Source organism: Acinetobacter sp. NEB 394 (genome assembly GCF_013374795.1).
GTDB lineage: Bacteria > Pseudomonadota > Gammaproteobacteria > Pseudomonadales > Moraxellaceae > Acinetobacter > Acinetobacter johnsonii.
Genome location: NZ_CP055277.1, coordinates 1,624,495 through 1,637,870 on the forward strand (window position 1 = coordinate 1,624,495; position 13,376 = coordinate 1,637,870).

At 43.0% G+C, this 13,376-nt stretch carries 9 protein-coding genes; 3 read left to right on the plus strand and 6 right to left on the minus strand.

From position 1 onward, the window contains the following. Positions 1–4 precede the first annotated feature (4 nt). The 4 genes from eutC to HUK62_RS07740 all read right to left on the minus strand — a co-directional run bounded on the left by eutC (position 5) and on the right by HUK62_RS07740 (position 5,527). Positions 5–820, minus strand: a complete 816-nt coding sequence (eutC, locus tag HUK62_RS07725) for an ethanolamine ammonia-lyase subunit EutC (RefSeq protein WP_176537538.1) — start codon at positions 818–820, stop codon at positions 5–7. Positions 821–830: 10 nt separating this feature from the next. Continuing rightward, positions 831–2,216 (minus strand): ethanolamine ammonia-lyase subunit EutB, encoded by a 1,386-nt coding sequence (locus HUK62_RS07730; protein WP_176537539.1) that lies wholly within the window; start codon positions 2,214–2,216, stop codon positions 831–833. Between the two features lie 13 nt (positions 2,217–2,229). After that, on the minus strand, positions 2,230–3,675 hold the full coding sequence (gene eat, locus HUK62_RS07735) for an ethanolamine permease (RefSeq protein ID WP_228723751.1): 1,446 nt from the start codon (positions 3,673–3,675) through the stop codon (positions 2,230–2,232). Between the two features lie 340 nt (positions 3,676–4,015). After that, complete coding sequence (locus HUK62_RS07740; RefSeq protein ID WP_078388662.1) at positions 4,016–5,527, minus strand: aldehyde dehydrogenase family protein; 1,512 nt, start codon at positions 5,525–5,527, stop codon at positions 4,016–4,018. 198 nt (positions 5,528–5,725) lie between these two features. On the opposite strand from HUK62_RS07740, the gene HUK62_RS07745 reads away from it, so the two are divergent. Continuing rightward, positions 5,726–6,901, plus strand: a complete 1,176-nt coding sequence (locus HUK62_RS07745) for a transcriptional regulator (RefSeq protein ID WP_010326873.1) — start codon at positions 5,726–5,728, stop codon at positions 6,899–6,901. Positions 6,902–6,930: 29 nt separating this feature from the next. Here the strand turns inward: HUK62_RS07745 and HUK62_RS07750 are convergent, their stop codons facing one another. Beyond that, the gene (locus tag HUK62_RS07750) at positions 6,931–7,902 is read right to left on the minus strand and encodes an alpha/beta hydrolase (protein WP_176537540.1); all 972 of its coding nucleotides are present in this window, start codon (positions 7,900–7,902) and stop codon (positions 6,931–6,933) included. 192 nt (positions 7,903–8,094) lie between these two features. Next, on the minus strand, positions 8,095–9,306 hold the full coding sequence (locus tag HUK62_RS07755) for an iron-containing alcohol dehydrogenase (RefSeq protein WP_062032875.1): 1,212 nt from the start codon (positions 9,304–9,306) through the stop codon (positions 8,095–8,097). Positions 9,307–9,545: 239 nt separating this feature from the next. On the opposite strand from HUK62_RS07755, the gene HUK62_RS07760 reads away from it, so the two are divergent. Both HUK62_RS07760 and HUK62_RS07765 read left to right on the plus strand, forming a co-directional pair. After that, positions 9,546–11,510: a hypothetical protein gene (locus HUK62_RS07760; protein ID WP_176537541.1), complete on the plus strand. Its 1,965-nt coding sequence runs from the start codon at positions 9,546–9,548 to the stop codon at positions 11,508–11,510. A gap of 128 nt (positions 11,511–11,638) precedes the next feature. Then, positions 11,639–13,354 (plus strand): AAA family ATPase, encoded by a 1,716-nt coding sequence (locus HUK62_RS07765; RefSeq protein ID WP_176537542.1) that lies wholly within the window; start codon positions 11,639–11,641, stop codon positions 13,352–13,354. Positions 13,355–13,376: the final 22 nt, after the last annotated feature.

Genomic DNA, 13,376 nt, shown 5'->3' on the forward strand with positions numbered 1-13,376 from the left:
CAAATTAAAATAAACGCTTAGGCGTATGTTCCGTGTCTAGACTGACCATTTCATGTTCATCTTTTAAGTCTACACCTGAGTAACCGAGTTTCTTAGAGCCACGCATGAGAGACATTAGTCGTTGTACTGCAACAAGAATGCTTAAGCCCGCAGGTCGAACATTTGAAATACAGTTCCGTTTAGCATCCAACGTGCCTGAGGCTGCTTTCCATGTATAGTAAATGCCCATACTATCAGGTGAACTCAGACCGGGCCTTTCGCCAATCAGCATCACGAGCATAGTGGCTTGTAGGCACTCTGCGACTGGATCACCCAAAGCGACTCGGCTTCCAGTAGCAATAACCATCGGTGCAATACTCCAGTGCTCCGCTTGCAGCTGCGGGATAAGGTGCTGAATAAAAGGAACTGCATTTTCTTCAATCGCCCGTGCTGATAGTCCATCACCAATCACAATACAGACATCATAGTTTTGTGGGTTACTGGATTTAAAAACTTCTAAGCCATGCTGTGAAGCTGGACTTAACAGGCGGCCTAAGTCAGGACGTTTTAAGTATTCTTGTTTATTTTCAGCTTGACTGTGTACCGTCAGACTATCCAAACCTAGTGTATTAAAACTTGCAACTAAGTGTTCGATATCTAAAGCTTGATGTACCGCATCTTGCGCTTCCGCATGCGCCAGTTGAAATTTCAGCAGTTCATGGGTCGGGATGCTACAGCCTGCACGTCCAATGGCGATACGAGCATCGGTAAATTTCTTTAAATTTTCCCAAACATCCTGATGCTGTTCAGATTGATAGTTTTCTAGAGGAACAAGTGACATAAGTTGCTCCTTATATATGCAAAAGTTTTTCAAATTGTGGCGGGATATGTTCTGGCCAGAGAATGTGCTGCTGCTGTTGTTTAAAGATGCCTTGTTCCGCCAACCACAGATCAAACTCAGGTGCGGCTTTTAAGCCCAAAAGTTGCCTTAAATACAGCGCATCATGAAATGACGTGGTTTGATAGTTCAGCATGACGTCATCCGAACCCGGAATGCCCATAATAAAGTTCAAACCTGCTGCACCGAAAAGGGTGAGTAGTACATCCATGTCATTTTGATCGGCATCGGCATGGTTGGTATAGCAAATGTCGCAGCCCATAGGTAAGCCTAGGAGCTTGCCACAAAAATGGTCTTCCAAGCCTGCACGGATAATTTGTTTACCATTGTATAAGTACTCTGGGCCAATAAACCCAACTACAGTGTTCACCAGCAGCGGCTTGAATTTACGAGCCACAGCATAGGCACGGACTTCTAAGGTTTGTTGATCTACACCGTGATGTGCATTACTAGATAAAGCACTGCCTTGACCTGTTTCAAAATACATCACATTTTGTCCCACAGTCCCACGCTTGAGAGCCAGTGTTGCTTCATAGCCTTCACGCAGTAATCCGAGATTAATACCGAAGCCTTCATTGGCGCGCTGTGTACCTGCAATCGATTGAAACATTAAATCAATCGGCACATTTTTCTCAGCCAGTTGAATCCCCGAACTGATATGCGTCAGCACACAGGACTGGGTTGGAATGTGATGCTCTTGGATCACATGATCGAGTAGTTTGAGCAGCTCCGATAAATTTTGTAGGTTATCGGTTGCAGGATTAATCCCAATGACAGCATCACCATTGCCATACATCAAGCCATCCAAAATACTGGCTGATATACCCAAGAGATCATCGGTCGGATGATTCGGTTGTAAACGGGTCGAGAGATGACCTTTTAAACCAATGGTGTTGCGAAATTGGGTGACGACTTCACATTTACTCGCAACCAAGATGAGGTCTTGATTGCGCATAATCTTACTCACCGCAGCCACCATTTCAGGGGTTAAACCGAGCGCAAGTTGTTGTAATTTCTGCGTAGTCGCATCTTCACTGAGTAGCCAGTTACGAAAGTCTCCTACGGTAAAATGTGAAATCGGCGCAAATAAATCACTACGGTGCTCATCGATAATCAGGCGGGTTATTTCATCCTGTTCATAGCTGATTAGCGCTTCAGTTAAAAACTGCTTCAATGGAACATCGGCCAATGCCATTTGTGCGGCAACACGTTCAGTGGCATTTTCCGCCGCAACACCTGCAAGTTGATCACCTGAGCGCAGCGGGGTTGCTTTTGCCATTAAAGTTTTTAAATCATTAAACACATAGTGCTGATGTCCAATCAACGTTTTATAAGCCATGTCATAGGTCCTTCTATAAGTCTTGTTCGGCCTTACGAATACTTTCAAACTCTTCTTCAGGTGTACCTTGAACGAGTCGATGGCGACTATGGAAAATAAAGTAGGCAATAAATAGCGCATAGATGCCTGCGGCCATAAACCAAACTTTAGGATCCACCACAAAACCAGCTATCACCGCAATACTGGCTAAAATCAAAGCAATTGATGAGGTGACAATCCCACCTGGGGTTTTATAGGGACGATGTAATTCTGGACGGCTGATGCGCAGTTTAATGTGAGAAAGCATCATCAAGACATAAGAAATGGTCGCACCAAATACCGCCATCAGGATGAGCAGATCACCTTCACCTGTTAGGGACAATAAAAAGCCAATGATGCCGGGAATAATAATCGCTAAATAGGGCGCTTTGTTTTTATTGGTCAGTGATAACGAGGTTGGTAAATACCCCGCACGTGATAAGGCAAAAATTTGACGTGAATAGGCATAAATGATGGAGAAGAAACTCGCAATTAAACCTGCTAGACCGACAAAATTGACAAAACTGCCTAACCAGCTGTTTTGACCATAGACGGCTACCAGTGCATCAACTAAGGGTGCGCCTGATTCTTTAAGTTGTTCAGCGCCAGCGGCACCAGCACCTAAGAACAGAATAAGTAGGGCAAAAGCGGCCAAAATCAGCATCGAACCGATCAAACCACGTGGTAAGGATTTGGATGGATCTTTGGCTTCCTCTGCTGCCAGTGGAACACCTTCCACCGCTAAAAAGAACCAAATGGCATAGGGTACCGCCGCCCAAATGCCGATATAACCCATCGGGAGGAAGCTACTTGCACCGATATTTTCAGTTGGTGCAATGTTAAATAAGTTGGCGCTGTTAAAATGTGGTGCCATTGCGATGATAAAGACAAAAAGAGCTACGGCTGCAATGGCGGTAATGACAAACATAATCTTGAGGGCTTCACCTGCACCTTTAAGATGAATACCCATAAAAACCAGATAGCAGATGAGATAAATGATCCATCCACCGACACCAAATAAGGACTCGCAGTAGGCACCAATAAAGCATGCGATGGCTGCAGGGGCGATGGCATATTCAATTAAAATCGCCGTGCCAGTGAGATAGCCGCCAAATGGACCAAATGCGGTACGCGCAAAGCTATAGCCACCGCCCGCAGTGGGCAGCATGGTGGCCATTTCAGACATCGACAGGCACATGCATAGGTACATGATGGCTACGACAACCGTTGCGATAAACATACCACCCCAGCCACCTTGAGCAAGACCGAAGTTCCAGCCTGCAAAGTCGCCTGAAATGACATAAGCCACGCCTAAACCGACTAATAATAGCCAGCCTACAGCACCTTGTTTCAGTTGCCTTTTTTCAAAATAGTCGTCAGATGTGCTTACTGTTGAAGTAGAGAGCGGAGTCGTTGAGCTGTTAATGGGAGAATCTGTCATGTGAAGCTCCATATCTTAAGTTTTATAGATGGCTTGATGGATGCAATATTTATGCAATTTCACTACCAAGCGACTAGACGTCCTATCTAATATTTATATGACACAGTTTTGAATTATTGTTTTGATGTTTGATGTTTGATGTTTGATGTTTGATGTTTGATGTTTGATGTTTGATGTTTGATGTTTGATGTTTGATGTTTGATGTTTGATGTTTGATGTTTGATGTTTGATGTTTGATGTTTGATGTTTGATGTTTGATGTTTGATGTTTGATGGAGAAATGTTTAGGGTAACGAATCACCCTAAACACATAGAGAACTGTGTGCGAATAAGCTAAGTACTTAGAAGAAGCCCATAGGCTTGGTTGCATAGCTCACAAGTAAGTTTTTAGTTTGTTGATAATGTTCTAACATCATCTTGTGGTTTTCACGACCAATCCCTGACTTTTTATAGCCACCGAAAGCGGCATGTGCAGGGTAAATGTGGTAACAGTTGGTCCAAACGCGACCCGATTGAATTGCACGACCTGCGCGGTAAGAGGTATGTGCTGAACGTGACCATACACCAGCGCCTAAACCATAAATAGTGTCGTTGGCAATTTTAATTGCATCGTCAAAGTCTTTGAATGTTGCCACTGAAAGTACAGGCCCAAAAATTTCTTCTTGGAAAATTTTCATGTCATTGGTGCCTTTGAAAATGGTTGGTTCAATATAGAAACCAGAACCCACTTCATTACGCTCACTACCACCTGTTAGTACTTGTGCACCTTCACCGCGACCTGTTGCGATACAACCCAAGATTTTCTCTTGTTGTTCCAGTGAAGCTTGCGCACCAATCATCGTTTCTGTATCGAGCGGGTGACCCGTTTTAATGCGTTTCACACGTTCAACTGCCATTTCAAGGAATTTATCCGCAATGCTTTCTTGAACTAAAGCGCGCGATGGGCACGTACAGATTTCACCTTGGTTAAGCGCAAACATAGCAAAGCCTTCGAGTGCTTTGTCTAGGTAGTCGTCATCTTGCGCCATAACATCTTCAAAGAAAATATTTGGAGATTTACCACCAAGCTCCAAAGTCACTGGAATGATGTTTTCAGTGGCGTATTGCATGATCAATTGACCGACCTGAGTCGAACCTGTGAATGCAATTTTGGCAATACGTGGATTGGTTGCCAATGGGCGACCAACTTCTACGCCGTAACCATTGACTACGTTTAGTACGCCTGCAGGCAATAAATCTTGAATGAGTTCAATTAAAACCAAAATGCTCGCAGGGGTTTGTTCTGCAGGTTTAAGTACAATACAGTTACCCGCAGCCAAAGCAGGAGCAATTTTCCATGTTGCCATCAAAATTGGGAAGTTCCATGGAATGATTTGTCCTACCACGCCTAATGGTTCGTGGAAGTGATAGGCAATGGTATCTTCATCAATTTCAGAAATGCCACCTTCTTGCGCACGGATACAACCTGCGAAATAGCGGAAATGGTCAATGGCTAAAGGAATGTCCGCTGCAAGTGTTTCACGAATCGGTTTACCGTTATCCCATGTTTCAGCCACAGCCAATTTTTCTAGATTTTGTTCTAGACGATCTGCAATTTTAAGGAGTAAATTTGAACGTGTAGTTGGAGAAGATTTGTTCCATTGTTCTTTGGCTTTATGCGCAGCATCCAGTGCAAGCTCGATGTCTTCTACAGATGAGCGAGGGACTTTTGTAAAAACTTTACCGTCGACAGGAGAGATATTTTCAAAGTATTCACCTTTTACTGGCGCAACCCACTCGCCACCAATAAAGTTGTCATACTGTGCTTTAAATTCTACTTTAGAACCAGATTGGTTAGGGTCTACATAGCGCATATTGAAGTTCCTTTGCTTATTGATTTTTTAAAAGCATCTACAGCTTTGGTATAAGGTACATCTGTACAATATTTAAGTAGCATAACTAATATAAGGTTGGAAAAAGGTTGGAAGGAAGGAGGTTTACACGGCTTTGACAAATGTTTACAACCAAGTAATACAGTGGACGTATATCAGGAATTGTTTTGAGTATAAGGAATGATGGCAATGCAACATTTAATACAGAAAAGACAAGAAATAGAAAAGCTTAGAACCAGTAGCAGTATTTCGACGGTACAAGCTGAACAATTGGGAAAAAGTATTGCAAGTTCATGGCAGCGCTCTAACTCCGCAGAAATTCCAAAAGATCGCTTTGCTGCGCCCATTTCTGAGGGTTCCATGTCACAAGGTTCAGCGTTGCAACATGCTTTGAGTTATTGCGCAGATGAACTGAGACATATTGCACAACAGTCGTCTATGGTGGTGGCTGTAGGCGATATTGGTAGTACCATTATTTGGAGTGCATCTAGCAGACAAATGCGTAATGCGGCAGAAAGTGTACATTTTGTTGAAGGCGGGCAGTGGCGAGAGGAATTGGTGGGGACCAATGCATTGGCCTTATCCTTAAAAACCCAACAATCCAGTTGTGTCTTTTCAAATGAACACTATATGAGCTCCATTCATGATTGGGTTTGTTATGCTGCGCCGATCATTGACCCTTACTCAAAACACGTCCTTGGGGTAATTGATTTATCCACCACATGGAAAAACCATAATAGCCTTGGTCTACTCGCAGCAGAGCGCTGTGCATCCATCATTCAAACGGCACTGTTAGAATACCAGCGTCAACAGTTGTATATCCGTGCTTTTGGTGTGCCACAAGTACATTTCAATGGCAAAGTGATGGTCCTCACACCGCGGCAAATTGAAATTTTGACCATCTTGGCGCTGTGCCCACAGGGCATGACTTTAGACACTTTGCATCAGGCTTTATATGGTGAGCGCAAGGTGAGTGTGGGAACACTTAAGGCTGAAATGTCACAATTGCGTGACTTGCTCGGTGGAATGTTGGGTTCTCGTCCCTATCGTATTTTGGCGCATATCGAGGCCGATTTTTTACAAGCCGAGCAGGCCTTAGATGCTGCGTATATCGAGACCGCGTTAAAACTTTGTTCAGGGGTTTTACTGCCTAAAACAGAAAGTCCATTTCTATGTGCATGGCGCGATTGTTTGGAGTCACGTTTAAGCAGTGCGATTTTTAAAGCCAATGAAACCGATATGCTGTTTAAACATGTCGCACGTTACCCAGAGGCGATTGATGCCGTTGAGCGACTCATTGAGCTGACACCGGATGGACATCCTGCGCATCAGCTACTTGAGAAATATAAAATTTAAAAATTATGAATTGTGTTGGAAAGGTGTAGTTACACTATTTTTTGCTCGAGCCATTGGAACAGCTCAGTATAAACTTCGGCACGAACTTCAGGTGCGGAGAGGACTAAGTCGTGTAAACCATTTTGAATAGTCACGACACTGACGTCACCTTGTAAATTTTTAGCCTGCTTTTCAATGTCTTTAACATCTAAAATCACATCACTGGTTTGCGCGGCTAGGCCCCATTTCTTCGGGTTAAGCGTTTGATGTGAATGCATAATGAGTGCAGGAACAGAGAGCTTCAAATCACCACGATGAATTTCTTTCTGTGCTTCATGGATTGCAAGTACAAAACTGATCCGAACCATAGAATAGCTTGGTTGTTTCCACTCCAAATCAAAGTTCCATTCACCATGCTCGTTTTGATGTAGGCTCGGTACATACCATTTATTCAGTTCACTTGGAAACTTGAGGTCAGGAAAATGCTTTGCGAGTCGACTGAGCTGCGGCACGCCAAGTTTGCGCTTCATGGGATGCATATTAAAATCATAAAAAGGGCTATTGGCCCAAAGTGCTTTGATCAGCGGATGCTTAGGGTTGTGTGCAGCGTATAAAGTCGTGATTAAGCCACCCGTAGAGTGCCCTGCAAGTAGCACCGTATTATGGCCTTCATTGCCAATGATCTCTAAGGCTTGGGTAATTTCAGCATCATATTCGTTGAGATCACGGACGTTGTAGTATTTTTGATGGCTCAGGTGAGAACGACCATATTTTCTTAAATCGAGCGCATAAAAATCATAACCATGCTGATTAAATTGTTCAGCCATTTCGGTTTGGAAAAAGTAGTCAATAAAGCCGTGGATATACAGCACAGCTTTTTGAGTATTTTGCGGGGCTTTTTTGCGCACGAGGGTTGCGCAGACTGCACCTTCATAATCGTCTGGAAAACTGAGTTTTAATTGTTCATAGCCTTCGCCGAGGACATCAGGTTGATACGCAGGATGAGTCTGAGTTGCTGACATAATTTGCTCTGGTTGTTATTGTCATGAGTTTTCTTATCCTTGATGAACTGCAAAACTTTGTCAACCACAAATAAAAAAAGACAATTTAAGTGCACAGGTAAGCAAGGATTAGGCTTACCTGAATGAAACAGTATGGACGTCTGTTTCATTCCACTTAAATTGTCAAAGCAAACAAAAAGTTAAAGAGAGAACTTAGACCGCTGCTTTAAAATCGACCACTGAAGCACTAGATTTGAGTGCCGCTTTGAAGATGTCGACTACTTGAGCATGGTTTGCTTTACGTGGGTTCGTCAGCATGCATGCATCTTTTTGCGCATTTTCAGACATAACACCCAAATCTTGCTCTTTCACACCCAGCTCAGACAAGCTCGATGGAATACCAATCGATGCAGATAGTTCACGAATTGCGTCAATTGCAGCATATCCAGCTTCTGTCACAGTTAAACCTGTGGTGTTAACTCCCATCAGTTCAGCAATTCGTGCATAACGGTCAGGGCAGGCAATTAAGTTGAACTCACAGACGTGTGGAAGTAGGACTGCATTACATACGCCGTGAGGTAGGTTATAGAAGCCACCGAGTTGGTGAGCCATCGCATGGACATAACCTAGAGATGCATTATTAAATGCCATACCTGCTAAATATTGTGCATAACTCATGGCATCACGTGCTTCTAAGTTTTCGCCGTTCGCAACGGCTGGACTTAACCATTCGCTAATCATCGAAATGGCTTTTTCAGCACAGGCATCGGTGATTGGGTTTGCGGCTGTTGAAACATAGGCTTCTACCGCATGGGTTAAGGCATCCATACCTGTTGCTGCCGTTAAACTTGCAGGTTTTGCAATCATCAGTTTAGGGTCATCAATTGCAATTAGTGGAGTGCAGCGCCAGTCTACAATTGCCATTTTTACGTGCGTATCTGTATTGGTAATAATACAGAAGCGTGTCATTTCTGATGCTGTACCTGCCGTGGTGTTGATGGCAATAAGAGGGGTCATTGGAACCGTACTTTTATCGATCCCTTCGTAGTCACGAATATGACCGCCACCCGCAGTCACGAGTCCAATACCTTTAGCGCAGTCATGCGAAGAACCACCACCTAAGGACACAATAAAGTCACAACCTTGTTCGTTATACGCAGTCACGCCGTTGTGGACATTGATGTCAGTTGGGTTCGGTTCTGCACCTGGGAAGATGTGGCTATCAACACCTGCATCTTTGAGATATCCTGCAATGGTGTCGGCTACGCCAAATTTAAATAAACCTGCGTCGGTTACAATCAGTGCTTTCTTTGCACCGAGGTTTTGTGCTTTGCCACCAATTTCTTTGGCACAGCCTGGGCCAAAAAGTGAAACACAAGGGATATAAAAACCGTTCGTTTGATCTGCAATATTTTTAAAAGCCATGGTGCGATTCCTTCTACCATTATTTATGTTGTTATCGGTGCTCATTACCGTTTTTAGAGTATCGAATGATTCAAAAAACTTGTGTACCTACCAAATACCTACCATGAGTAAGGGAATGAGGAAAAATGGCTTCACCGAACAAAATGGCTATCGATAAAAGGCATAGCCTGTGGTTCAGGATTTGTTTATATTGGTTTTGAAGTTGTGGTGAAAATAGCCAAATTCAAAGAGGGCCAGCCGTGGAGAAAAACGATAAGCTTAAGCAATATCAAAGTCTTGCTATACAGTTAAGACAAGTTGTTCCGAGTATTCAGCAGCTTTATCACGAGCAATTCGCTTTTCTTTCCACACTCAATGTGCAAAACGTTTTAAGTGTCGATGCAAAACAACAACGGATTCAAATTTTAAATCATTGTTTTCATATTCAGTTTTATACACCGACGGAACAGGCGGAGCTGTGTGTTCCACAGTTTATCTATCAAGGGCACTATGCAGAAGCGCTCGAAGAATTTTGTTTACACGACATTGTGTTTTTAGTGGGTGATCAATCTCCACAACATTCTTTGTATTTGCGCAATAAAGTTAAACAGTTGCGTCAGCTGATTCTTCAACAGCTGTTTTTTTTGTTCGATGGACCGAGTCGCGTACAAACAATTTTGACTGAAATACGGCAAACGCAATCAGAACTCTTTCAACAGCTGTGCCAGCAAGTTGAATTCAATACAGATGATTCAACCTCTGAGCGAAGTTTGCTGGCCGAGTTGCAGCGCTTATGCTGCTTAGATGCAGATCAGGCGGAAGATATTTTACCCTTACAGTCTTTGATGAGTAGTTATGACGAGCTGTGTTGTAGTGCTAGTCAACTCTTAGATCCGTATGTTTATCGCATTGTACAAACGGCATTTCCTGAACGGTTTTCTTTACAAGAGTTGGTGGATCATACGCATGACATTCACTTGTTATATCCGCATGCTAAAGAGCAGCCCAATATGCTTGGCTTTGTGCGGCTTATGCATCGGGATCTTTGGACATCGCGTGATTTGTTGTCAAAGCAGCATTTTTTAAAAACTGAAACCAAGCTATGGCAAAAGAAGGTCGCCAAACTCCCGATTTTTGATGAAAGCCGTACCGTAAATTGGTTATTCAAACAAAAAGCGGTGGTGACAGACTGGGTGAGTCAAAATATTCAGCACAGTAGTATACGCGTTGCCGTAACGGCCTTGAGTTATCTCGATACGCAGTCTTATCATCCTGAAATTATTGTGACCACCTTAAAGTACTTCCAACATGTGGCGGCGCGCTTATTTATACAAAGTTGCTATGAACATGCCTTACAACAGCATTGGTTTGAGCTGGAGGCCAACCAGCATGTGGTCTTAAAAAATAGACGCCAAGATATGGATGATCAGCGGATAGCAATCAGCCCATCTATTTTGTATTTAGATGAATGGCTTGAACTGCTGCACCGTGTGGTCGAACAACAACCTGAATGGGGGAAACGGGTCTACACAAAATTAAGTCGCGTAATGCAGGCCTATATTCAGCATCTAGATAAAATTGCGCAGGAACTTCCTGAAGACTTAGTGATTTATTTTAGCGAAGATAAGCAACAATACCGTGATTTTTATCTTCAGTTAAAGCAACATAAACTGCATATTGAAAGCTTTCGACAGTTGTTTTATTTAAATCGGCCGCCTTTACGAGTTTCGGTGTTTGATGCTTATGTGCGCGATTACTTGCCTGAACATTTTGAGACGCAAAAGGAGGTTTTAAAAAATGTCACATGGAAGAGCCTATTTCATCAGGCTGTGCAGTGGCATGATCAATTGCATAGCCAAGAGTTACTCGCTGAACTGAAACGAAAGCTTGGTTGTGTCTCATGGCAACCGATCAGTCATGAAGCTTATTATTTTATTGAGAGTTGGGTGCTTGAGGAGCTCAAAGATATTGATCGCATCATTGCTGAGTCACGTCGCTTTCAACATTGTTTAGCAGCCAGTTTTGCTGAGCGAATCATTGTACGTGAATATGCTGCATTTCATATGAGTCATACCGACGCACAGCGGCACTTGACGCTCGGTTGTCATTATATTGCAGGGCAACTGTTATTTGATCAGCTTGAATATCCAAATAACCAAAAAGCACTACCCGATGATGTTGTCGTCGCTGAACAATTCATTGCTATGCTGAATCAAACCCAATAAACAAGCTCTTAAAATTTAAACAACAATGGACTTAATTTGTCGCACATCATTTACTGTGTGACGAGATCTGCTTAACTTTTTTGCAAAAACTCGGTAGGCTATAGCCGTTCATCAATGGTATAGGTCTTATGAAGCAAGAAACTGCACTCAAACTCTTAAAAGCGGGCGAAAATGTCTTTTTAACCGGTTCCGCTGGTGCAGGAAAAACCTATACGCTGAACCAATATATTAACTATTTAAAAGCCCGTAAAGTGCCTGTGGCGATTACCGCTTCTACAGGTATTGCCGCGACGCATATGAATGGTATGACTATTCATACTTGGGCTGGCATTGGAATTAAAGATGCGTTGGGGGAAGATGAACTCAAACGCATGAAAGAACGTAAATACTTAAAAGAGCATTTAGAAAATGCCCAAGTCTTAATCATTGATGAAATTTCGATGTTACATGCCAAGCAACTCAATTTGGTCAATAAAGTCCTCAAGTTCTTTAAGGAAAGTGAAGAGCCATTCGGCGGAATTCAAGTGATTGTTGCTGGTGATTTCTTCCAGTTACCGCCAGTCGGTAAAAATGAAGAGCGTAACCGCGATAAATTCTGTTTTATGTCTGATGCTTGGGTGGAAGCTAAATTCCGCGTGTGTTATTTGACCGAGCAGCACCGTCAGGGCAATGATTATCTCAATGATATTTTAAATGCCATTCGCAGTCAGAGTATTAACTCTGAGCACTTGCAGGCTTTACAAGCTACACGTCAGCAAGATATTGGGGAAATCTTTACACGTTTATATACGCATAATATGGACGTGGACACCATCAACTTCAAACATCTGAATGAAATTGAAAATGAAGGTCGACAGTTTGAGGCAGTGTGTGATGGCAATGACAAGCTTATTGAAACCTTAAAGTCTTCTGTGCGCGCACCTGAAAACCTAACCCTCAAGAAAAATGCCAAAGTGATGTTTGTAAAGAACAACTTTGATGTGGGCTATATCAACGGTAGCTTAGGCGAAGTGGTGGGCTTTGAAGAAGATGATGACTTTGGAATCTTGCCGAAAGTGAAATTGACTGATGGTACGGTATTGGTGGTTGAGCCTGAAACCTGGTCAGTGGACAATGATGCGGGCAAAACCATTGCCAGTTTTCAGCAAATTCCATTGCGTTTGGCATGGGCCATCACCATTCATAAGTCACAAGGGATGACTTTGGCGGCAGCGGAAATTAATCTTAGTCATACTTTTGAAAAAGGACAGGGTTATGTGGCTTTGTCTCGCTTAAAGACTTTGGAAGGTTTAAGGCTACTGGGTTTTAATGAACAAGCGTTGGAGTTAGATAGTCTTGCCATTAAGGCAGACCGCCGCTTCCAAGAACTCTCCGATGAAGCTGAGACTCACTTTGAAGCCATTGATCTTGAGCCACAGCACAAGGCCTTTATCCGTCACTGTGGTGGAACACTCAATGAGATTGAGATTGAGCGTAATGAAAAGAAAATTGCTCGTAATGCAGGTAAAGCCAACTATGCTTCTGCAACACTCGATGAAACACGTGAATTGTTTGAAGGTGGTTATGAAATTGCCGATATCGCACAAGAGCGCGGTTTAACGGCTGCAACCATTATCAACCATTTGGCAAAGTTGCATAAAGAGCAGGGCTTGGATATTTCCGTGGCACATCCTGGGGAAGAAGTGGTGGAGCAAGTGCGGAAAATTTATAAACGCTTAATGAAGCGTCAGCAAACAGAACACTTTAGTGAGGATGGTGCAATTAAGCTTCGTCCAATTGTGGAACTGACTAATCCACGTATGGGCTATGACCAAGTTCGCTTAGCGCTGTTATATATTGAATAACATCTTAAAACCAGGGCATTTC